The 22,525-nt window shown below is 72.6% G+C and carries 16 protein-coding genes; 11 read left to right on the plus strand and 5 right to left on the minus strand.

Going from position 1 to position 22,525, the window contains the following annotated elements:
• Position 1 precedes the first annotated feature (1 nt).
• The 3 genes from ABKA17_RS39985 (at position 2) to ABKA17_RS39995 (ending at position 2,774) form a co-directional block, all read left to right on the plus strand.
• Complete coding sequence (locus tag ABKA17_RS39985; RefSeq protein ID WP_353697314.1) at positions 2-679, plus strand: uracil-DNA glycosylase; 678 nt, start codon at positions 2-4, stop codon at positions 677-679.
• Entirely contained in the window at positions 676-1,734 is a 1,059-nt protein-coding gene (locus tag ABKA17_RS39990; protein ID WP_353697315.1) for an N-acetylglucosamine kinase, read from the plus strand. The genes ABKA17_RS39985 and ABKA17_RS39990 overlap by 4 nt, the downstream gene beginning before the upstream one ends.
• Before the next feature lie 119 nt (positions 1,735-1,853).
• Positions 1,854-2,774, plus strand: coding sequence for a sirohydrochlorin chelatase (locus ABKA17_RS39995; RefSeq protein ID WP_353697316.1), 921 nt, complete (start codon positions 1,854-1,856; stop codon positions 2,772-2,774).
• Between the two features lie 125 nt (positions 2,775-2,899).
• On the opposite strand, the gene ABKA17_RS40000 is transcribed toward ABKA17_RS39995, so the two are convergent.
• Both ABKA17_RS40000 and ABKA17_RS40005 read right to left on the minus strand, forming a co-directional pair.
• On the minus strand, positions 2,900-3,928 hold the full coding sequence (locus ABKA17_RS40000; RefSeq protein WP_353697317.1) for a lactonase family protein: 1,029 nt from the start codon (positions 3,926-3,928) through the stop codon (positions 2,900-2,902).
• Between the two features lie 264 nt (positions 3,929-4,192).
• A complete protein-coding gene (locus ABKA17_RS40005; protein WP_353697318.1) occupies positions 4,193-5,686 on the minus strand; it encodes an FUSC family protein in 1,494 nt (497 codons plus the stop codon).
• Positions 5,687-5,920: 234 nt separating this feature from the next.
• On the opposite strand from ABKA17_RS40005, the gene ABKA17_RS40010 reads away from it, so the two are divergent.
• A complete protein-coding gene (locus tag ABKA17_RS40010; RefSeq protein ID WP_353697319.1) occupies positions 5,921-6,397 on the plus strand; it encodes an Lrp/AsnC family transcriptional regulator in 477 nt (158 codons plus the stop codon).
• 13 nt (positions 6,398-6,410) lie between these two features.
• The gene (locus tag ABKA17_RS40015) at positions 6,411-7,106 is read left to right on the plus strand and encodes an HAD family hydrolase (RefSeq protein ID WP_353697320.1); all 696 of its coding nucleotides are present in this window, start codon (positions 6,411-6,413) and stop codon (positions 7,104-7,106) included.
• A gap of 63 nt (positions 7,107-7,169) precedes the next feature.
• Here ABKA17_RS40015 and ABKA17_RS40020 read toward each other — a convergent pair whose 3' ends face one another.
• Together ABKA17_RS40020 and ABKA17_RS40025 are read right to left on the minus strand one after the other, a co-directional pair.
• On the minus strand, positions 7,170-8,585 hold the full coding sequence (locus ABKA17_RS40020) for an FAD-binding oxidoreductase (RefSeq protein WP_353697321.1): 1,416 nt from the start codon (positions 8,583-8,585) through the stop codon (positions 7,170-7,172).
• A 104-nt stretch (positions 8,586-8,689) separates the two neighbouring features.
• Complete coding sequence (locus ABKA17_RS40025; RefSeq protein WP_353697322.1) at positions 8,690-11,317, minus strand: ATP-binding protein; 2,628 nt, start codon at positions 11,315-11,317, stop codon at positions 8,690-8,692.
• A gap of 168 nt (positions 11,318-11,485) precedes the next feature.
• Between ABKA17_RS40025 and ABKA17_RS40030 the strand changes: the two genes are divergently transcribed.
• Positions 11,486-14,302 carry a beta-L-arabinofuranosidase domain-containing protein gene (locus tag ABKA17_RS40030; protein WP_353697323.1) on the plus strand — a complete coding sequence of 939 codons (2,817 nt, stop codon included), beginning with the start codon at positions 11,486-11,488 and terminating at the stop codon, positions 14,300-14,302.
• A gap of 7 nt (positions 14,303-14,309) precedes the next feature.
• Here ABKA17_RS40030 and ABKA17_RS40035 read toward each other — a convergent pair whose 3' ends face one another.
• Positions 14,310-15,062, minus strand: coding sequence for a LysR substrate-binding domain-containing protein (locus tag ABKA17_RS40035; RefSeq protein ID WP_353697324.1), 753 nt, complete (start codon positions 15,060-15,062; stop codon positions 14,310-14,312).
• 58 nt (positions 15,063-15,120) lie between these two features.
• On the opposite strand from ABKA17_RS40035, the gene ABKA17_RS40040 reads away from it, so the two are divergent.
• The 5 genes from ABKA17_RS40040 (at position 15,121) to ABKA17_RS40060 (ending at position 22,516) form a co-directional block, all read left to right on the plus strand.
• On the plus strand, positions 15,121-15,519 hold the full coding sequence (locus tag ABKA17_RS40040; protein ID WP_353697325.1) for a DUF5997 family protein: 399 nt from the start codon (positions 15,121-15,123) through the stop codon (positions 15,517-15,519).
• Positions 15,520-15,753: 234 nt separating this feature from the next.
• Complete coding sequence (locus ABKA17_RS40045; RefSeq protein ID WP_353697326.1) at positions 15,754-17,487, plus strand: Ig-like domain repeat protein; 1,734 nt, start codon at positions 15,754-15,756, stop codon at positions 17,485-17,487.
• A gap of 351 nt (positions 17,488-17,838) precedes the next feature.
• On the plus strand, positions 17,839-20,757 hold the full coding sequence (locus ABKA17_RS40050; protein ID WP_353697476.1) for a glycosyl hydrolase 115 family protein: 2,919 nt from the start codon (positions 17,839-17,841) through the stop codon (positions 20,755-20,757).
• A gap of 10 nt (positions 20,758-20,767) precedes the next feature.
• On the plus strand, positions 20,768-21,520 hold the full coding sequence (locus ABKA17_RS40055; RefSeq protein ID WP_353697327.1) for an SDR family NAD(P)-dependent oxidoreductase: 753 nt from the start codon (positions 20,768-20,770) through the stop codon (positions 21,518-21,520).
• Between the two features lie 186 nt (positions 21,521-21,706).
• Positions 21,707-22,516 (plus strand): helix-turn-helix transcriptional regulator, encoded by an 810-nt coding sequence (locus tag ABKA17_RS40060; RefSeq protein ID WP_353697328.1) that lies wholly within the window; start codon positions 21,707-21,709, stop codon positions 22,514-22,516.
• Positions 22,517-22,525 lie beyond the last annotated feature (9 nt).

Genomic DNA, 22,525 nt, shown 5'->3' on the forward strand with positions numbered 1-22,525 from the left:
CGTGGCACCACGACCCTTGCATGAAATCGTCGAACCGGGCTGGGCGAAGGCCCTGGAACCCGTCGCCGGACGCGTCGCCGAGATGGGCGACTTCCTGCGGGCGGAGATCGCCGCGGGACGCACCTATCTCCCTGCCGGGCCGAACGTCCTGCGCGCGTTCCAGCAGCCCTTCGACGACGTCCGCGTCCTGATCGTCGGCCAGGATCCCTATCCGACGCCGGGACACGCGGTGGGGCTGTCGTTCTCGGTCGCGCCCGAGGTGCGGCCGCTGCCCGGCAGCCTGATCAACATCTACCGGGAGCTCAACACGGACCTGGGTCTGCCCCAGCCGTCCAACGGCGACCTCACCCCGTGGACCCAGCAGGGCGTGCTGCTGCTCAACAGGGCGCTCACCACGGCCCCGCGCAAGCCGGCCGCGCACCGCGGCAAGGGCTGGGAGGAGGTCACCGAACAGGCGATACGGGCGCTCGCCGCACGCGGCAAGCCGCTGGTGTCGATCCTGTGGGGGCGCGACGCCCGCAACCTCCGTCCGCTGCTGGGCAGTCTGCCGTCCGTGGAGTCCGCCCACCCCTCCCCCATGTCGGCCGACCGCGGCTTCTTCGGCTCCCGTCCGTTCAGCCGGGCCAACGACCTGCTGGTCGGGCAGGGAGGACAGCCGGTGGACTGGCGCCTGCCGTGACGACACCGGGAGCGGGGGCGGGGGTGGGGGACGCGGCCGGTCCAAGCAAGAACGGCTTCGCCGACGACTCCGCTCTCCTCAACGACGACTCCGGTTTCCTCGCTGTCGATTCCGGTGGTTCCGGGCTGCGGGTCGTCGTCGGGACGGTGCGGCGTGGGGTGTTGGGGCAGCGTGAGTCGGGGGAGCCGGTGCGGACCGGGGCGCGGGGGATCGATCCGGAGCATCTGATGCGGCAACTGGTGCCGATGGTCCGGGCGTTGACCGAGGTGACCGGAGTCGCCCGGTTGCGCACCGCCGTCGTCGGCGCCGCCGGTCTCACCACCCTGGGCGAGGGCCTGCGCGCCGATCTCCCGGACGCCCTGAGGCGGGAGTTCGGAGTCGGGCGGATCGCCCTGGTCGCGGACGCCGTCACCGCCTACGCGGGCGCTCTCGGCGCGTCGTCCGGTGCGGTCGTCGCCGCCGGCACCGGCCTGATCGCCATCGGTACGGATCTGCGGCGATGGCGCCGTGCGGACGGCTGGGGCCATCTGCTCGGCGACTGCGGCGGCGGTGCCTGGATCGGGCGGGCGGGTCTGGAGGCCGCGCTGCGCGCTCACGACGGGCGGGCCGGTGGATCGACCGGGCTGCTGGACCGCGCCGAGGAGTTGTTCGGCCCGATGCCGGGCCTGCCTGGTCTGCTCTACCCGCGCCCGGACCGCCCCGCCGTCCTCGCCTCCTTCGCCCCTCAGGTCGCCGCCTGCGCCCCGGACGACCCCGTCGCCGCGGACATCCTGCGCACCGCGGCCCGTCACATGGCCGACTCCGTGGCCGCCGTCTGCCCCGCCGAAGGGGCGCCCCGAGTCGCGCTCACCGGTGGCCTGTTCAAGATCGGCGAGCCTCTCCTCGTACCCCTGGAGGAGGAGTTGGAGAGACGGCTGCCGCACGCGCGCCGGGTGCCGCCGGCCGGAGACCCGTTGCACGGGTCCGTGCGGATCGCGACCGACCTCGCGACCGGGGCTCTCACTCTGCCGAGTGACGGGGCGATGTTGTACGTGGTGACCGGAACGAGCGACTGATCCCGACAGGTCCGACGCTTCCGTTCCGTACGTAACTCATCAGACAAAACCGGACGGATACCGCTCACCTGCACCCTCCCCGAACAGGGAAGCCCAGTAAGCCAGTAACATGCGGCGCCATGAGCTCCCCCACTGGGCCCGCCGGCCTGCCAGTACGAATGCCGCGCCCCCGCCAGCCCGGACGGCACCGCCGTCCCGAGCCGCTGGCGGCTCCCGAGGGCGCGCCCGCGCTTGTCCTCGCGGTGCCGGGCAAGCCCAGCGCCGCCACCCGCAGCCTCGCCGAAGAGGTCGTGAGCATCGCCCGCTCCGAGCTCCCCGGCCTGGACGCGCGGATCGGGTACCTCGACGGGGACGACGTGGAGTTCCCCACGCTCCAGTCGGTGCTCACGCACACCGCCCAGGAGCGCACCGCCCGCTACGAGCAGGCCAAGGCCGCCGGTGTGGACGTCAAGGAGCCCGACGGCCCCGTCGCCGTCGTCGTGCCGCTGCTGGCCGGTCCGGACAGCGCGCTGCTGCGGGTGGTCCGTCAGGCCGTGATGGACAGCCGTGTCGCGGCCGACCTGACCGATGTGCTCGGCCCGCACCCGCTGCTCGCCGAGGCGCTGCACGTGCGGCTGTCCGAGGCCGGTCTGGCCCGCGCCGACCGGGCCCGGCTGTTCACCGTGGCGACCGCCGCGGACGGCATCATCCTGGCCTCGGTGGGCGGAGACGAGGCGGTGCAGGCGGCCGGGATCACCGGCATGCTGCTCGCCGCGCGCCTCGCCGTGCCGGTGATGGCCGCCGCGCTGGACCAGGAGGGCTCGATCGCCTCCGTGGCCGAGCAGCTTCGGTCCTCGGGCTCGCAGCAGCTGGCACTGGCGCCGTACCTGATAGGGCCGGAGATCGAGCCCGCGCTGATCGAGGAGGCGGCCAAGGAGGCGGGCTGTTCCGCCGCCGAGGCGCTCGGCCCCTACCCGGCGATCGGCAAGCTCGCGCTGGCCAAGTACACGACGGCGCTGGGCATCGCACCGCAGCAGCCGCAGGGCGCGCCGACGCGCTGACGTCGCGCCGCACGGCACAGCCGTGAGCAGTACTGCCGAAGGGCCCCTCCCGGCGCGGGAGCGGGCCCTTCGGCGTGTACCAGGGGTTCGGCGGGGCTCGTGTGGGGCCGGGCCGGGAGAGGCGCTCAGCCGAAGACCACGCAGGACGCCGCGGGCAGCTCGATCGAGCCGGTCCGGTACGGCAGTCCCGTCCCCGGGTCGAGCGCGAACCAGGTCACGTCACCCGAGCGCTCGTTGGCGACGTAGAGGAATCCCCCCGACTCGGCGAGCGCCCGCGGCCAGTGGCCGCCGCAGGGCACGGTGCCGACGAGGCGCAGTCCTTCGTCCTCGACGGCGAGCGTGGACAGGACGTCCTCGCCGCGGGTGGCGGTCCACAGGAAGCGGCCGTCGGGTGAGACGACGACGCCCGAGGGGTAGGCGTCGCCGACCGGGGCGCCGGGCAGCAGCTGCGCCTCCGTCAGGGGCTCCAGGAGGCCCTCGGCGGCGTTCCAGCGGCAGACGGTGACGGTCGGGGTGAGTTCGTTGACGACGTAGGCGCGGGTGCCGTCGGGGTGGAAGGCCAGATGGCGGGGGCCGGAACCGGGGCGCAGGGCGAACTCGCGGTGCGGTCGCGGGCTGCCGTCGGCCAGCGTGCACACGCGCACCGAGTCCGTGCCGAGGTCGACGCTGACCGCCCAGCGCCCGCTCGGGTCGGCCTGCACCTGGTGGGCGTGCGGAGTCTGCTGGAACCGTGGGTGCGGTCCGGAGCCGGTGTGCCGGAGGCTTCCGGAGGGGGCGCCGGCGAGAGAGCCGTCGGGGCGTACGGGTACGGCGGTGACGGTGCCGGAGCCGTAGTCGGCGGTCAGGACGTGACCGTCGTACAGGCCGAGATGAGTGGGTCCGCCGCCGACCGGCACACGGGGTCCGGCGGGCTCGAACTTGTCGCCGGTCACCCGGTACGCGGCCACCGCGCCCTCGGCGGTCTCGCTGACCGCGTAGAGCGTGCGGCCGTCGGGCGCCAGGGCCAGATACGAGGGGTCGGGCAGGCCGTTCACGCTGTTCAGGGGCGTCAGCGCGCCGCTGTCCGGGGCCACGGACGCCATCACGATCCCCGGCCCTCCGGCCGCCGTGAAGGACCCGATGAAGGCCCGCCGCCACTCGCCGCCGTCTGCCACCGCAGTCCCCTCTCGGTCCTGTGCCGTCGGGACGACGGCTCAGCCGATCATCGAAGGTCTAGACCATACACCGCCAATGTCGTCATCCCGCAAGGGACGCGGGGCCGTTCGGCCGCTCCGTCAGCGGGCCCGGCGACAGCGGGGCCGTCTCCGCCCCGGGCCCGCGCCAGTGCCTCGGGCTGGTGGGCGTAGGCCGCCGGGTGGCCTGATCAACCCTTCTGGGTGGCCGGTCAATGGGGTTCCCGGAGACGGCTCCGGGAGGGGTCACGCTCCTACCAGAGGTGACCCGGACGGCGTCCGCAGGGGGGTGGCCAGTTCGGCGAGGGCCCGTTCCAGGCCGTGCAGGTGGGCCAGCGCCGGTTCCGCGGCGGGCGGCTGGTCGGTGACCGCCCACTCGTCGCGCCGCCCGTCGGTGAGTGCCTCCACCGCGGTCTCCACGCGCCAGCAGGCCGCGGCGAGGCGGGCGTCGTGCGAGGCCTCGGGGTCGGCGGCGACGGCGACCAGGCCGCGGATCTCGTGGGCGCAGTCGTCCAGGAGGGCGAGGACGCGACGGGCGCGGCGCTTGCGGCCCAGCATCGGGTTGAGCGGGTGCACCAGCGGCGCGACCGAGAGCCGTACCCGGGCCAGCAGTTGCTCCAGTTCGGCCACGCGCGGGGCCGGGTCGGCGCCCTCGACACCGCGCAGCCGGGCGGCGGTCTCGGCGGTACAGGCGTGGACGCAGCGCAGGGCGCGCCGGATCCAGGCGTCGGTGGTGGTGTGGGTGGTGACGGGCAGCACGAACAGCACGGCCAGGACCGCGCCCAGCGCCCCGATGCCGGTCTCCACCAGGCGCAGGGCGAGCAGGCCGGGGGTGAGCAGGCCGAGGAGGCCGTAGAGGAGCTCGGCGAGGACGGTGACGCACAGCATCATCCAGGTGTACGACACCGCGGCCGTGTAGAAGATCCCGAAGACACAGGCGGTGAGGAGCACGGCGGAGGGGACCGGGGCTCCCTCGATCGGGACGGCGACGAGCAGGCCGAGGCCGATGCCGATCACCGTGCCGAGAACCCGGCGGAAGCCCCGGACGAGGGTCTCGCCGCGCGAGGTGGTGTTGACGAAGACCCACCAGGTGGCGCCGACGGCCCAGTACCAGCGCTCGGGGGACACCAGCTGGCCCACCACGAGCGCGAAGGCAGCGCCGGCTGTCGCCTGGACCGCCTGGCGGGTGGTCACGCGGTCCAGGCCGCTGCCCGCGGGCGGCGCGGGCGCCGGAGCCGGGGGCAGCCGGCGCTCGTAGCACCACAGGCCGAAGCGCACCGCCGCCGCGATCAGCACGGACAGCAGGACGGCCGCGTACAGCTCGGGCAGCTGCTCCGGGGCCGCCCGCAGGAACTGCGCCACGAAGAAGGTCATGAACGCGAACACGCCGAGGCTGTGCCCGCGCGGTCCCCAGCGGCGCGCGTACACGCCCGCGCCGATCACGGCGAGGAAGGTGAGGTCGCGGGCGACGGGGTGGTCGTGCAGTCCGGCCGCGGCGGCCAGCACGGGCAGGCCGACGACCGGGAGCAGCGCGGTGGTGGTCGCCTGGCCGCGGACCGTGGTATCGGTGACGGTGAAGAGCGCGAGCAGTGCGGCGAGGCCGCCGGTGACGGCGCCCACGAGGGAGTGTCCGGCGAGGCCGCAGACGACGACCGCGAGCCCGATGCCCAGTACGGCCCGCGCGGCGAAGCGCAGCCGCACCCGCCCCGGGTCCGGCGCCGTGAACACCCTCTTCAGCACCGCTCTCCTCCCCTGGAACCGTGACGGGTCCCGGCATGTCCCCTGGAACCGTGTCGGGTTCCGGCATGAAAAAGGCGCCGCGGGGTCCGCAGCGCCATCGACCGGCCCATTGCAGCACTGCCGTCCCGACTGGCTCAAGCGACCTCGCTTACGATGGACCATTGGCACAGACAAATCGGTCCCGGACCGTCCAGCGACGGGCCAACGGACCACGACGAGGAGGGGCCACGCACCATGGCCGTGGACCAGCTCGACACCCGCATCCTGCGACTGCTGCTGGAGCAGCCCCGCACCAGCGTGCGCGAGTACGCCCGGATCCTGGGCGTCGCCCGCGGCACGCTCCAGGCCCGCCTCGACCGTCTGGAGCGGGACGGTGTGATCACCGGTACGGGTCCGGCCCTCTCCCCCGCGGCGCTCGGCCACCCCGTGCTGGCCTTCGTGCACATCGAGGTCACCCAGGGGCGGCTCGACGACGTGGGCGACGCGCTGGCCTCGGTGCCGGAGATCGTGGAGGCCTTCTCGATCGCGGGCGGCGGAGATCTGCTGACCCGGGTCGTGGCGCGGGACAACGCGCATCTGGAGGACGTGATCCAGAAGGTGATCAGCCTGCCGGGCGTGGTCCGCACCCGGACGGAGGTGGCCCTGCGCGAGCGGGTGCCGCACCGGCTGCTCCCGCTGGTGGAGTCGATCGGCCGCGCCGGCCGCACCTGACATCCTGGGCACCATGAGCAACCTCGGCGCCCTCTCGGTCCTCTTCGATCTCGACGGAACGCTCGTGGACAGCGAGCCGAACTACTACGAGGCGGGCCGCCGGACCCTTGCCGAGCACGGCGTCCCCGACTTCACCTGGGCGGAGCACGAGCGGTACGTCGGGATCAGCACGCTGGAGACGGTCGAGCTGTGGAAGGGCCGGTACGACCTGGACGCCTCCGTCGAGGAGCTGTTCGCCGCCAAGAACCGCCGCTATCTGGAGCTGGCCCGCGCCAACACCCCCGCCTACCCCGAGATGCGCAAGTTCGTGGAACTGCTGGCCTCCGAGGGCGTGCCGATGGCCGTGGCCTCGGGTTCCTCACCGGAGGCCATCGACGCGATCCTGGCCGGCACGGGTCTGGACGCCTACCTGCGCACCGTCGTCTCCGCCGACGAGGTCGAGCGCGGCAAGCCCGCCCCGGACGTCTTCCTGGAGGCGGCCCGCCGGCTCGGCGCGGACCCGGCCGACTGTGTGGTCCTGGAGGACGCGGCCCCGGGTGCCGCCGCCGCGCACGCGGCCGGGATGCGCTGCATCGCGATCCCCTACGTGGCCGCGCAGGCCGACGCCCCGGAGTTCGCCACCGCGGACCTGCTCCTGCGTGGCGGCCAGCCGGAGTTCACGGCCCGGTCCGCGTACGACTGGCTCGTGCGCTCGGCGCCCACCTCCTGATCCGCGCCCCACTGCGGGGGTGCCCCGCCCCGCGGTCGGAGCACCTCCCGTGCGCGTGAGTGCCTAGGGCCGGGTCCCGTGTGAGGGCTTCGGGGCCGGCTGGATGTTCTGGTTGAGGCGGAAGACGTTGTCCGGGTCGCGGTCGGCCTTGATGCGGGCCAGGCGGGCGTAGTTGCCGCGGTAGCTGGCCCGGACGCGTTCCTGACCCTCGTCCATCATCATGTTCACGTAGGCCCCGCCCGCGGAGTACGGATGCAGGGCGTCGAAGTAGTCGACCGTCCACCGCTTGACCAGTTCGGCGTTGGCCGGGTCGGGGTCGACGCCGGCGTAGACCGACGCCCAGCGGGCGTGGCGGTAGGCCCAGGGGGTGTCCTCCTGGCCCACGTCGTGGGCGGCGCCGTCGATCGGATAGAGGTGCATGGTCGACTGCATGGTCGGCACCTCGGCGCCGAACTTGGCGTGCAGTTGGACGGCGTCGTCCGGGATGTCCTCCACGAAGTCGGCGCGCCAGTACCACTGGTGGCCGGGCGGGTAGAGCCCGTCGAACATCGACTGGAGCTCCGGGTGCTGAAGCACCATCGGGGCGTGCAGCAGCGGTTGTGGCAGGGCGTCCAGGAGCGGGGCCATCTCGCGGGCGGCCGCCTCGGTGTCGGCGCCGGTGTAGCACCACACCACGCCGGCGGTCTTGCGGAGCTGGATCTCCTCCGGGAACGGCGGGGCCGGCGGCACGGTGCCGTGCAGGAAGAAGCCGTTCAGCTCGCGGGGCGCGTTCGGCAGGAAGTCCCGGTAGGCGGCGAGGACTTCGGCGCTGTCCTCGACGGCCCAAAAGGTCGGTCCGGCGACGACCGTGCTGATCTCGTGCAGCCGGAACAGGAAGGACGTCACGACACCGAAGTTCCCGCCACCGCCGCGGATCGCCCAGAACAGGTCGCTGTTCTCGTAGCCGCTGGCCTGCACTTTTTGGCCGTCGGCGAGGACGACGTCGGCCTCCAGCAGGTTGTCGATGGTCAGCCCGCACTTGCGGGTGAGGTGGCCGAGCCCGCCGCCGGTGGTGATGCCGCCGACGCCGGTGGTGGAGATGATGCCGCTGGGCGTGGCGAGTTGGTGGGCGTTGGTGGCGCGGTCGACCTCGCCCCAGACGCAGCCGCCGCCGACCCGTACGGTGTGGGACTCGGGGTCGACCTCGATGTCCTTCAGGGGTGACAGGTCGAGGACCACTCCGTCGTCGACGGTGCCGAGACCGGCGCCGTGGTGGCCGCCGCCGCGGACGGCGAGGGGCACGTGGTGTGTGCGGGCGAAGGCGATGACGCGGGCGACGGCGTCCGCGTCGGCGCAGCGGGCGATCAGGGCGGGGCGGCGGTCGATCATCGCGTTGTACACGGTCCGGGCCGCCTCGTAGGCGGTGTCGTCGGGGCCGATCAACTCCCCGGTGAACCCGGTGAGTTCCTTGCGTGCGGTCTGGGCGAGCGTGCTGGTCATGCGATCCCCCGTTTTCTGCCGAATCGGTTCGATCCGCACGTTCTACTCGTGTCGCACCACAGCGGACATCCGTGGCGGTCACCCAGCTCGGCGCCGCCGGGTACCTACGTTTCGTCGGACGCCGAGGGAAGCGGCGGTTCGGGTTCCGGCAGCAGCCCGAGCCGGGCCGCGCGGTCGGCGGCGTGCCGTCGGGTGGGCGCGTCGAGTTTGTCGAGGACGGCGCGGACGTGGTTGTCGACCGTGCGGACGGACACCACGAGCCGGGCCGCGATCTCGGCGTTGGTGAGGCCTTCCGTGAGCAGCCGCATGACCTGGAGCTGGCGGCGGGTCAGCCCCGCGGGGTTCTCACGGGTCGCGGCGAGGGGGCCGCGCGGGATGTGGCGTACGCCGAGCCGGCGCAGCTCGGTGCGGAGCAGCCGGGCCCGGGGCTCGGCGCCCAGGGCGTCGAGGGCGGCGAGCGCGGTGAGCTTGTCCGCGGGGTCGGGGCTCTCGGCGAGGGCGCCGGCGTGTTCGTAGGGGCAGCCCGCGGCCTCCCAGAGGGTGGCGGCGGCCCGCCACTGACCGCGGGCCTGGAGGGCGTAGGGATGGTCCGAGTCCTCCAACGACACCGGACGTCCCGTCCTGGCGAGCCAGTAGCCGAGTTCGACGCGGTAGGGGCTGCCGGGCAGGCGGTCGGCCTGGGCGTGGACGGGGCCGGCGGCCGCGGCGACGGCGGTGAGGTCGCCGCGCAGCCACGCCGCTTCCGCGAGGGCCGCCGCCACCGGGCCGGTGCGCTGGAGTTCGCCGGTCCGTACGGCGATCTGCCAGGCCTCGGTGAGGAGTTCGGCGGCGCCGGGCCGGCCGCAGCGGGTGCGGACCCGGGCCAGGACGGTGAGCGCGGGGCAGCGGGCGGGCACGAAGTCGTGCATGCCGTACTCGGCGTGCTTCTCGGCGTCGTCCCAGTCGGCGGCGGCGAGGCGGCGGATGGCGAGTTCGACGTGGAGGTAGTTGAGGAAGCCGAGGTGTTCGGCGCGGTCGGCGAGGTCCATGGCCGGGGCCAGGAAGGTGTCGGCCTCGTCGTAGTGGAGGTTGTCGAGGAGGGTCCAGATGAGGTTGGCGTAGGACCGGCAGGCGTGTTCGACCTCGCCCGCGGCGAGTGCGACGTCGAGGCTCTCCTCCAGTTGCCATCGCCCGTCGGGGTCGCCGGCCCGCCAGCGGGCGCTGCCGACGTTGTTGAGGGCGTGCGAGAGGATCGCCGCGTCACCGGCCTTGCGGGCCAGGGCGATGGCCCGTTCGCCGTGTTCGACGGCCTCGGCGTAGCGGTCGGAGAGCATGCGCAGTTGGGCGGTGTTGCTGACGGCGAGGGCGAGGAGCCGGTCGTCGCCGGCGTGTTCCAGGACCGCCACGGCCTCCCGTGCGGCCTCCTGGGCCTGGTCCGCGTCGCCGGCCCACCAGTGGATGCGGGAGAGCCAGCGCAGGTCGGCGCCGAGGGCGAGGGTGTCGCCGAGCGAGCGGCGCAGGGCCACGGCCTCGCGCTGGGCGGTCACGGCGGCGGCGGAGTCGGCGATGGTGTAGCTCTCCACCGCGTAGCGTTCGAGCAGGTCGGCGAGTTCGGCCGGGGCGTAGCGGTGCCGCCCGCGCAGGACGAGCCGGAGCTGGGCGGCGGCCTCGCGATGGGCGCCGGCGCCCGCGGCGTCCTTGGCCGCGTCGGGACCGTAGCGGGCCACGGCGTCCTGGTCGCCGGCCTGGTCGGCGTGGTGGACGATCCGGGCGGCGTCGGAGCCGGGCCGGGCGACGAGCGCGGCGAGGACGTTGCGGTTGAGTGCGATACGGCGGGCCGCCGGCAGGGAGTCGGCGACGGCGCGGCGGATCAGCTCGTGCCGGAACGCCACCCGTTCCGGTGCCACGGCGAGCAGTCCGCGCTGCTCGGCCTCCGCGAGCACGGCCACGCCGTCCGCCAACAGCGTGTCGACCAGCGGGCGTTCGACGGCCGAGGGCATGACGGCGAGCTGCTCCAGCGCGTCGACCGTGGTGGCGTCCAGTCCGCGCAGCCGGGCGAGGACGGCGTCGACGACGGTCGGGGGCACTCCCCCGGTGCCGCCCGCGGCCACGATCTCGGCGACGAAGAACGGGTTGCCGGACGTCACCTCGTACACCTGGGCGGCGTCCAGTCGGCGTGCGGCGCTGAGGGTGCGTACCGCTTCCAACGACAGTCGGGCGAGGGGCAGTCGGTGCACTCGGGATGTGCGCGAGACCTGGCCGAGGAGGTGGCGCAGGGGGTGCTCGCGGCTCAACTCGTCGTCGCGATAGGTGAGGACGAGCAGGGCGGGCAGCCGTTCCATCCGCCGGACCAGGAACCGCAGGGCGTCGAGGGAGGCCTCGTCGGCCCAGTGCACGTCCTCCACGACGAGGACCGCCGGGTGCGGGGCGCCGGCGAGTTCGCCGTGCAGGGCCTCGTAGACGCGGTGGCGGTCGCCGCCCTCCATGACGGCTCGGGCCAGGTCGGCGCCGACGCTGCCGACGAGGTCACGGAACGGGCCGAGGGGGCGCCGGGTGGCGAGGTCGTCGCACTGTCCGACGAGGACGCGGGCCCGCTCGGGCAGCCGCTCCGGCATCGCTTTGACCAGGCTCGACTTGCCGATGCCCGCCTCACCGAAGACGAGCGCCACCGAACCGGCGCCGTCCGCCGCGTCCCGGGCGGCCGCGGCCAGTCGCGTCAGCTCGGGCTCACGTTCGAGGAGCCAGCGGTCCACGGGCCCGATTCTGCCAGAGCGTTCCGCTGGGAGAGCCGGGTCGGGAACGCGCCGCCAACGGCCGGAATTCGGCCCTCCAGACCCGTTGACGCTCACCCGTCCCCTCCCTATCGTCTGGTCGATCATTCGAATGGCGTTCGAGATAACGAACACCGATGAGGAGCACACATGGCACCGCCCCTCTCCAGACGAAACCTCCTCCAGGCAGCCGCCCTCGCCGCCGCCGCGCCCGCGGTCACGTACGCGGCGAGCGGCCGGGCCGCGGCGGCCGGGACCGCCGCCGTGGCCGCCGCGCCGACCGCCTGGACCGTGCAGCCCTTCGCCCTCGACGAGGTGGCACTCAAGCCCGGCATCTTCGCCGACAAACGGCAGTTGATGCTCGACCACGCGCGCGGCTACGACGTGAACCGGCTGCTCCAGGTGTTCCGCGCCAACGCCGGCCTCGCCACCGGCGGCGCGGTCGCGCCCGGCGGCTGGGAGGGCCTGGACGGCGAGGCCAACGGCAATCTGCGCGGCCACTACACCGGGCACTTCCTGACCATGCTGGCGCAGGCGTACGCGAGCACCGGCGAGCAGGTGTTCGCGGACAGGATCGCGACCATGATCACCGCGCTGACCGCCGCCCGCGCCGCCCTGCGCACCGACCCGAAGACGCTCGCCGTCACCGGGAAGTGGGGCAGCGCGCTGGAGAACGTACGCGGCTCCTACCAGTACCTCGAACTGCCCGCCGCCGTGCTCGGGGGCGCCTCCGCGATCACCCTGTCGGTGTGGGTGAAGCCCACCCACGACGCCAACTGGCAGCGCGCCTTCGACTTCGGCAACAACACCACCCGGTACATGTACCTGGCCACCCGCAACGGCAGTGGCGTGCCCCGGTTCGCCATCACCACCAGCGGCGCCGGCGGCGAGCAGGCCCTCAACGGCACGGCCGCGCTGCCGCTGAACCAGTGGAGCCATCTGGCGGTCACGATCTCCGGCAGCACCGGCACGCTGTACGTCAACGGCACCGCCGTCGCCACCAACACCGCGATGACCCTCAACCCGGCGACGCTCGGCACCCTCACCAACAACTGGCTCGGCCGCTCCAACTACTCGGGCGACCCGGTCTACGCGGGCGGCTACGACGAGCTCAACATCTGGTCGCGCGCGCTGACACAGGCCGAGATCACCTCGCTCCAGACCAACGAGGCCAAGCTCTCCACGGCGGGCCTCGGCAACCTCGTCTCGTACTGGTTCCAGGCCACCGGCGGCGGCACGGTCTCGGACGGCTCCGGCCGTGGTCTGACCGCCACCCTGCGCCGCACCTGGGGCGGCCCGAGCCACCCCGGGTTCCTGGCGGCGTACCCGGAGACACAGTTCATCGACCTGGAGACGAGGACCGCCAGCGACTACACCAAGGTGTGGGCGCCCTACTACACCGCCCACAAGATCCTGCGCGGCCTGCTCGACGCGTACGCCGCCACCGACGACGCCCGCGCCCTCGATCTCGCGTCCGGCATGGGCGACTGGATGTACTCCCGGCTGTCGGTCCTGCCCGAGGCGACGCTCCAGCGGATGTGGGGGCTGTTCTCCAGCGGCGAGTTCGGCGGGATCGTCGAGGCGATCGTCGACCTGCACTCCTACACCGGGAAGGCCGAACACCTCGCGCTGGCCAAGCTGTTCGACCTCGACTCCCTCATCGACGCCTGCGCCGCGAACAACGACACGCTCAACGGGCTGCACGCCAACCAGCACATACCGATCTTCACCGGTCTGCTGCGGCTCTACGACGCGACGGGCGAGACGCGCTACCTCACCGCTGCCAGGAACTTCTGGGGCATGGTCGTGCCGAACCGCATGTACGGCATCGGCGGCACCAGCACCGGCGAGTTCTGGAAGGCCTCCGGGCTGATCGCGGGCACGATCAGCGACACGAACGCCGAGACGTGCTGCGCGTACAACCTGCTGAAGCTCAGCCGGACGCTGTTCTTCCACGAGCAGACCCCGAAGTACATGGACTACTACGAGCGGGCGCTGCTCAACCAGGTGCTCGGCTCCAAGCAGGACAAGGCCGACGCGGAGAAGCCGCTCGTCACCTACTTCATCGGGCTGACGCCCGGTCATGTCCGGGACTACACGCCCAAGCAGGGCACCACCTGCTGCGAGGGCACCGGCATGGAGAGCGCCACCAAGTACCAGGACTCGGTGTACTTCAAGGCCGCCGACGGCAGCGCGCTGTACGTCAACCTCTACAGCGCCTCCCAACTCACCTGGGCCGAGAAGGGGGTGACGGTCACTCAGACCACCGACTACCCGCGCGAACAGGGCACCACGCTCACCTTCGGCGGGAGCAGCGCGGCCTTCGCCCTGAAGCTGCGGGTGCCGTCGTGGGCCACGGCGGGGTTCCAGGTGACCGTCAACGGCGGTGCGGTGAGCGGGACTCCGGCCGCCGGGAGCTACTTCACGGTGTCCCGGACCTGGCAGGCGGGGGACGTCGTACGGATCACCGTGCCGTTCCGGCTGCGCGTCGAGAAGGCCCTGGACGACCCGTCGTTGCAGACCCTCTTCTACGGGCCGGTCAACCTGGTCGGTCGCAACTCGGCCACCAGCTACCTGTCGTTCGGGCTGTACGCCAACGCGGCCCTCTCCGGCAGCCTGCTGCCCACCCTCACGCCGGTGAGCGGCAAGCCGCTGCACTACACCCTGAACGGCACGGAGTTCGCGCCCTTCCTGGAGGGCACGGAGAACCCGACACACGCCTACTTCCGGCGTGCGGAACCCAAGGTCGTCTTCGGCACGCTCGACTCCGGGGTCGCCAACCCCGCGAAGTCCGACGGCACGACACTGCTCGACGAGATCTGGGCTGCGGCGCCCTTCGCGAGCAAGAGCGCGCTCGTGACCAAGGTGACGAGCACCGTGAACACGTGGGTGTCGGCCGGGCTGCTCTCCCAGGCCAGCGGTCAGGTGGTGATCAACACGGCGGGACAGGCGACCTACGTGTCCTGAGTCCCGGCTAGGAGCGGCGCCGGGGCTTGCCCCGCTTGCCGCCCTGGGTCTTCTTGGCGGCGGGCGGCTTGCGTCGCCCGCCGGCCGCGTCGGGCCGCCTGGGCTGCTTCTTCGGCTCGGCCTTCGCCTTGGCCTTGTCCTGGGTGGCGGGGCGGCCCCGGGTGCTGTTCACGGTGCGGCCACGGACGATGCCGATGAAGTCCTCGACCAGGTCCGTGGTCGCGTCCTCCCGCCACGACAGGGCGACGGCGGACACGGGGGCGTCGGTCACCGGCCGGTAGGTGAGGTCCTTGCGGTGGTGCAGCCGGGCCAGCGACTGCGGGACGACGAGGACGCCGATACCGGCCGCGACCAGCTCGACGGCGTCCTCGGTGGTCGCCGGGCGCTCGAAGGCGGGCTGTCCGGGCGGCCGCTCCCAGTCCAGGACGTCGTCGAGGGGGTGCAGCACGATCTCGTCGGCCAGGTCCTCAGCGGTCACTTCCTCGACCGCGGCGACGACGTGGTCCTTCGGGACGACCACGACCGTGGTCTCCTCGTAGAGCGGGATGGCGCTGAACACCGTACGGTCCACCGGCAGCCGTACGAGACCCGCGTCCGCGGCCCCGTCCCGCAGCGCGTCGCGCGCCTCGGCGGCGGGGAGCTGGAGGAGGGTCAGCGGGATGTCGGGCAGCCGCTCGTTCCAGATCCGCACCCACTTGGCGGGGGTCACGCCCGGGACGTAGGCGAGCCGGAACTGCGGGGGTTCTTCCGAGCCTGTCACCTGGCCAGGTTACCGGCCGTGGTCGGCGGAGGTTCACCCAGTCGATACCCTTGACACCATGACGCAGCACCAGAGCCCCCAGACGATGAAGCCCGCGACCGCGGCGAAGAAGCTGGGTGTGTACCTCGAGGCCACCCCCGCCGACTTCCGGGAGGGCGCCGTCTCGCGGGCCGAGCTCAACCAGCTCCAGGCCGAGCCGCCCCAGTGGCTCCAGGACCTGCGCGCCAACGGCCCGCACCCCCGTCCGGTGGTCGCGGCCAAGCTCGGCGTGTCCATCGCGGGCCTGGCGCGCGGCGGCGTCACCGAGGCGCTCACCACCGAGCAGATCGAGGCCCTCAAGCAGGAGCAGCCCGAGTGGCTGATCAAGGAGCGCGCCACGCAGGCCGAGGTCCGCAAGGAGACGGTGCGGATCAAGAAGAAGAACGCCGAGAAGGCCGAGAACACCGAGCGCGACTGACGCACGGCCGGCCCTGCCTCTGCGACTCTCGTCACACCCGAGCCGCCCCCCACCCGCGCCCCGCACCTCGTGACGGTCGCCGACACCACCGTCGGCGGCGTCCGCGTCGGTCGTGACTGATCGCCGATGCCCCCACGCGCCGCCTTGATCACAGGATCTTCACCCCTGTTACATGGGGGACACACGGGCCTTACCGGTCCCGGTGAGGCTCAACCAAGCCTGTGGGGGGCACAGTTGAACACCGCACACCGTCCCAGACGTCTCGCGGCCGCCGTCGTCACCGCCGCACTCGCCGCCACCGGACTGACGGTCGCCGCCGCGCCCGCGGCCCACGCGGCCGCCTCCGACGCGGTGGCGAAGCTGCCGATCACCTCGTACTCGGCACTGGCGGTGGACTCCGCGCACGAGCGGGTCTACGTCGCCGACAGCAACCTGGGCAGCTACACCAACTCCGGCCTCATCGCCGTCTACAACTTCCAGGGCGAGCGGGTCACCACGATCAGCACCCAACAGCACATCTCCGGACTGGCGTTGAACGCGGACGGCTCCACGCTCTACGTCGGCGGGCGCGAGGTGATCTGGCGCTACGACACCGGCACCTACCAGTCGAACGGCGTGTACGTCTCGACCGACACCTGCGGCCGCAGCCTCGCCTTCTCCGGTGGCACGACGTACTTCACGACCCCGTACGCGCCCTCCATGTCGGGGTGCGACGCGACGCTGACCTTCCTGGACTCCTACGTCCCCGCGAACAACACCTCGCCGCGCACCAACTGGCAGGACTACGGCAAGCTCCAGCTGGAGGCCGGCCCCGGCGACCGGATGCTGATGGGCCAGCCGCTCAACTCGCAGGCGGCCAACCCGTTTTTGACGGTGTACGACACCAGCGGCGGCACCCTGGTCCGGGGCGCGGCCCGGCGCTTCGCCGACGCCGACGGCCAGGGCGCCCTGAACCTGAAGGACATGGCGTTCTCCGCCGACGGCACCAAGGTCGCGGTCGCCGACGCCGCCCACGGCACCCGGCTGCTGAACACCACCGACCTGTCCGACGCGGAGAGCGGCTATCCCGCCCTCCCCACCGGGGCCACCGCCACCTCGGTCGCGTTCAGCGGTGACGGCAAGTACCTCGCCCGCGGCGCGTCGGCCACCGGGGCGATTCCGGACCTGCTGGTGCAGCCCGCCGACCCGACCGACTCCACCGCCCCGCTGGAGTTCGCCTTCGAGGGCAGCCTCGACGGCGACCGCGTGGTGCCGCGCGGCATGGAGTGGTCGGCCGACGGCTCCCGGCTCTTCACGGTCACGACCAACGCGGCCGGCAACCAGTACTGGCTGCACGTCATCCAGCCCCCGGCGGTCCAGTACGACGTACGCCTCGCCGCCACGCTCACGCACAGCCCCGCCCAGGCGGTCGTGGGCGAGCCGCTGTCGGTGCGCGGGCGGCTGGAGTACGACGGGCCTGCCCCCGCCGAACCGCTGAAGGTGCGGGCGACCCGCACGGACGCCGACGGCAGCCACGACCTGGGCATCTTCACGGTCAAGGCGGACGGCACCTACACGGTCCTGGACGAGCCCGAGCGGATCGGGGACGCCACGTACACCGTCTCCTACCTCGGCGACCTCACCCACCGCCCGGCGACCGACGTCACCCACACGGTGTCCGTCGGCAAGGCGCCCACCTCGATCGCCCTCACCGCGCCGGCCGAGGCCTCGCTCAGCACGGGCGTCGAGATCACCGGCACCTTCACCGCCCAGGGCAGGGCGCTGCCGGACCGGGCGGTGCTGAAGGTCGAGCGCACCGACCGGCTCGGCACCGGCACGCTGTCGTCGGTGACGGTCGCCGCGGACGGCACCTTCACCATCAACGACATCCCGCGCACCCGGCGGGAGACCACGTACAAGGTGAGCTGGCCGGGCGACGAGCTGCACACGGGCTCGACGGCCTCGGCGACGGTCTACGTCACGCGCTGACCCGACGCCCACCCACGCGCCCGCTGCGCCGACCCGCGCGGCCCGCGCGGGCGCTAGTCCCCTGGCGGCGGTCCCCCGCACCCCCGAGGACCGCCGCCAGGTCCGACCGCCACACGCGCCACCGCGCGCCCACCCGGCCAAGTCACCCCGTGCACCACTCTGGACGCCCCGGCAACCGCTGACCTAGGCTGCGCAGCAAGCGCTTTCTAAACCAGTCCGTCATGCGCCGAGCTCCGCCGACCGTTCGTGCGCGAGCCGACGCGGACCGGCGCGGAAAGGCAGCGTCCCGTGCCCCACCACGAACCGAACGGCCAGTCTCCGTCCTGGACCCGCAAGTCCTTCCTGCGGGGCATGGCCGCGGCAGGGGTGACTCCCCTGCTCCCCGGGCTGCTGCCCGCCGCCACCGCCCGGGCCGCGGAGACCGGCCGGCCCGACTTCCCCCTGGTGGCCGACGGCGTCGCCACCGACGTGTTCGTGGACGCCGGCGACGACCCCGCCGTGATCCGCGCGGCCGGCGATCTCCAGGCGGACGTCGAGCGGGTCGGCGGCGTACGGCCCGGGCTCGTCCACGAACTGCCCACCAAGGCAACCCGGTTGGTCCTGGTGGGCACCCTCGGAACCAGTCCGGTCCTCGACCGCCTCGTCGCGGACGGCCGGCTCGACGTCTCCGGGATACGCGGCCGCTGGGAAGCCTCCGTGACCCAGGTGGTGGAGCGTCCGCTGCCCGGCGTCGAGCGCGCCCTGGTGATCGCGGGCAGCGACCGGCGCGGCACGGTCTACGGGATCTACGACACCTCGGAGCGCATCGGGGTCTCGCCCTGGTACTGGTGGGCCGACGTACCGGTCGAACACCGCGACACGGTGACGGTCCCGGCGGGCACCTGCAAGCGCCGTGAACCGTCCGTCCGTTACCGGGGCATCTTCATCAACGACGAGCAGAACCTGACCACTTGGTCGCACCGCACCCAGGAGCCCGACAAGAACATCGGCCCCGAGACGTACAAGCGCGTCTTCGAGCTGCTGCTCCGTCTGAAGGCCAACTACCTGTGGCCGGCCATGCACCCGTACTCCGACTTCTTCAACAAGCACCGCGCCAACCCCGAACTGGCCGAGCACTACGGCATCGTCGTCGGCTCCAGCCACCCCGAGGCACTGCTGCGAAACGGCGTCCACGAGTGGGAGCCGTGGGCCGCGGAGCACCCGAACGCCGACGGCACGCCGCCCGTCTACGACTACACGGTGAACCCCGCCGTGATCTCCGACTACTGGAGAGCCCGCGCCAGACAGAACGCGTCCTACGAGAGCAGCTGGACCCTCGGGATGCGCGGGCTGCACGACAGCGCGCTGGAGACGAAGCACGCGACGACGATCCCCGAGAAGGTCGTCGTGATGAACGACATCATCGCCGACCAGCGCCGGATCCTGGCCGAGGAGGTCGGTACGGCGGCCGAGCCGCAGATCTTCATCCCGTACAAGGAGGTCCTGGAGCTGTACAACGCGGGTGTCCAGGTCCCCGAGGACGTGACCCTGATCTGGCCGGACGACAACCACGGCAACATGCGCCAGCTGCCGAACGACGCCGAGCGCGCCCGCCCGGGCGGCAACGGCATCTACTACCACCTCTCCTACTGGGGCCGCCCGAAGAGCTATCTGTGGCTGGACACCACCCAACTGGCCAAGGTGTGGCAGGAGTTGCGCCGGGTCCACGAGCACGGCGTCGACCGTATGTGGATCTTCAACGTGGGCGACGTCAAGTCGATCGAGACCGGGCTGTCCTTCTCCATGGACATGGCCTGGGACGTGGACCGGTGGGGCGCCGACGACGTGGCGGACTTCCTCGCCGAGTGGGCCGGGCGGCAGTTCGGACGTCTGCACCGGCGGGAGATCGCGGCGATCCGTACCGAGTACTACCGGCTGGCGGCGGAGCTGCGGCCCGAGTTCATCGCCCGCGGCATCCTGTCCGTGATCCACCACGGGGACGAGGCGGGCCGCCGGCTGGCGGCGTACGAGCGGCTGCTGGAGCGGGTGCGGGCCGTGGGCGCCGAGTTGCCGGACGCCTACCGGGACGCCTACTACGAGCTGGTCGAATACCCCGTGCACGGGGCGTACTTGATGAACCTCAAGTACTACTGGGCCGACCGCAACGGGCTCGCGGTGACGCAGGGTCGCGGGGCCGGGGCGAACCGCTTCGCGGATCTGGCGGAGGCGGCGCACTCCCTGGAGGCGGCGCTCACCAAGCGGTACAACACCGAGGTGGCGGGCGGGAAGTGGGACGGGATCGTCAACCCGTACCCGTCGCAGATCCCCAAGGCGCCGGGGCGACCGGGCGTCACGCGGGTCGCCCGGCGGGAGACGTCGGGGCTGGGCATCGCGGCCGAGGGGAACGAGACCGGGGCGGCCCGTCCGCTGGCCTTCTCCTCGTACACCCGCGACCGGCGCTTCGTGGACGTCTTCAACACCGGTTTCCTGTCGCTGGACTGGACCGCGGAGGCCGGTGCCTCCTGGCTGCGGCTGAGTGCGGCGGGCGGTTCCCTCACCGAGCAGACCCGGGTGTGGATCGAGGTCGACTGGGCGCGGGCGCCCGAGGGCGCGCTCGACACGACGGTCACCTTCACCGGGGGCGGGCAGAGCGTCGAGGTGCCGGTGCGGGTGGTCAACGACGGGGAGCGGGCGCGGCGGCGGGCCCGCGGGTTCGTCGAGGCCAACGGGTTCGTGTCGATCGACGCCGCGCACTTCGAGCAGCGGGTCGCGCGGGGCGGGGCGCGCTGGCGGGTCGTGCGCGGACTTGGTCGTCGTAGCGGCGCGGTGGAGGCGGTGCCGTCGACGGCCGCCTCGGTCACCGCGGACTTCGCCCACCGGGCACCGGAGTTGAGGTACCGGGTGCGGTTCGGCAGCACCGGCGCCTTCCCGGTCACCGTGTTCCGGCTGCCCTCGCTCGACGAGCGCGGGTATCGCCGGGTGGCTGTCGCGCTGGACGACCAGGCACCCGTCGTACTGACCGGACAGGCCGTCGCCACCGGCAACCGGGGGGACGCCTGGGCCCGGAACGTGGAGGACGGGGTCGAGAAGCTCACCGCCACCGTGACCGTCGCCGAGGCCGGTGAGCATGTGCTGCGGATCTTCATGGTGGACGCGGCGATCGCCGTGGACCAGATCGTCGTGGACACCGGCGGTCTGCCCGCGAGCTACCTGGCCGCACCCGAGAGTTATCACCCGGTGTTCAACCCCGAGCCCGCCTACGGGCCGGGTCTGGACGTGCCGGAACAGTAGGTTCTCCGGCATGAGTGAGAGCACATCCCCGCTGGCCGGGAAAGTAGTGGTCGTCACGGGCGCCGCCCGTGGTCAGGGCGCCGCGGAGGCGGCCGCCCTGGCCCGGGCCGGGGCCGAGGTGGTCGCGACCGACGTACGGCCCGAGGACGAGGGCTGCCGTCGTCTCGACGTCAGCGACGAGCGCGGCTGGGCGGAGCTGGCCGCCGAGCTGCGGGAGACGTACGGCCAGGTCCACGGCCTGGTCAACAACGCGGGCGTCATCCAGCGCGGTCGGATCGGCGAGGTCGGCGCCGAGGACATGGCGCGGGTGCAGGCGGTCAACACGACCGGTCCGCTGCTCGGCATCCAGCATCTCGCCCCGCTGATGCCACCGGGGTCGTCGATCGTCAACGTCGGTTCGTCCGCGGCGCTGACCGGCTACTACCCGGTCGCGTACACGGCCAGCAAATGGGCCCTGCGCGGGGTGTCGAGGATCGCCGCGACGGAGCTGGGCCCGAAGGGCATCCGGGTCAACATGATCCATCCCGGTTACATCGAGACGGAGATGACCGCGGCGGCCACCGAGGCGTTCCGTACGACCACGATCCGTGAGACGCCGCTCGGACGCAGCGGCACCGTCGACGACATCGTCCCGCTCGTGGTCTTCCTGATCTCCGACGCGTCCGCGTTCATCACCGGGGCCGACATCCCGGTGGACGGCGGCCTGACGGCCCACGGCGGCGTCAAGTCCATCTCGGACGCCATGCGGCCCGACGGACCGTAGAAGAGACTCCGCACGGACCGCCGGTCCCCCGCGCCGGCGGTCCGCACGGAGAGAAGGAGAGAACCAGGCATCCCCTCCGAGCCTGCTCTCTCCCGCCTGCGGTCGCCGGAGCGCCGATGTGCTGGAGTACATGAGAACGTCGCTGTTGCTCTGTTGCATTCTGGAGTGGCAGCAGGTGGCGCAGGTATGGGTACAACTGCGTACGCGGACGAGTGGAGCACGAACGTGGCACAGGGGCTGGGCGGAGCCTACGAACGCATGCTGACGGTGGCCGTCGGCGCACTCCACGAGCGTGATCCCGGGCAGTTGTGGCCGCTGGTGGCGAGCGCGCTGCCGGACCTGATCGGCGGCGAGGTCCTGATCTACAAGCTGGACGACTGGAGCGAGAGCGGGGGCACGCTCGGTCTGTCGCCGGGGGTGGCCCCGGAGTTCGCCGGGCTCGGGGAGGAGGACGCGGGGCTGCTGCGAGCCGGGTACCCCTTCGCCGGGCACTACGAGGCGACCCGGGACAGGACACCGGTGACCGCGCGCCAGGCGGCGGGACGGCACTGGTCGGCGAGCCCCACAGCGCGGCTGATCGACGACGTCATGGACATGGACCACGCGCTCGGGATACCGCTGCCGCAGTCGAGGACTCCGATCACCGGCTGTCTCGTCTACCGCTCCGGCCGGGACTTCAACGACGAGGAGGTCCTGGTCGCCGGGCGGCTCCAGCCGCTGCTCGCCGGGATAGAGCAGCAACGGCAGCTTTTGGAGCGGGTGGCGGTGCCGAGCGGCGGTGACGCGGGCCTCACCCCTCGGGAGTCGACCGTGCTGCTCCTGCTGGGCGAGGCCCTGACGGCCGCCGCGATGGGCCGACGGCTCGGCATCTCCGAACGGACGGTGCACAAGCACGTCGCGAACATCTACCGCAAGCTCGGCACCCACGACCGGCTCGGGACGGTGCTGCGCGCCCAGCAGTTGGGGCTGGTTCCCGGGCCGGCCTCACGGGGCTGAGGGCACTGG

The sequence above is a fragment of the Streptomyces sp. RG80 genome (assembly GCF_040446465.1).
Lineage (GTDB): Bacteria > Actinomycetota > Actinomycetes > Streptomycetales > Streptomycetaceae > Streptomyces.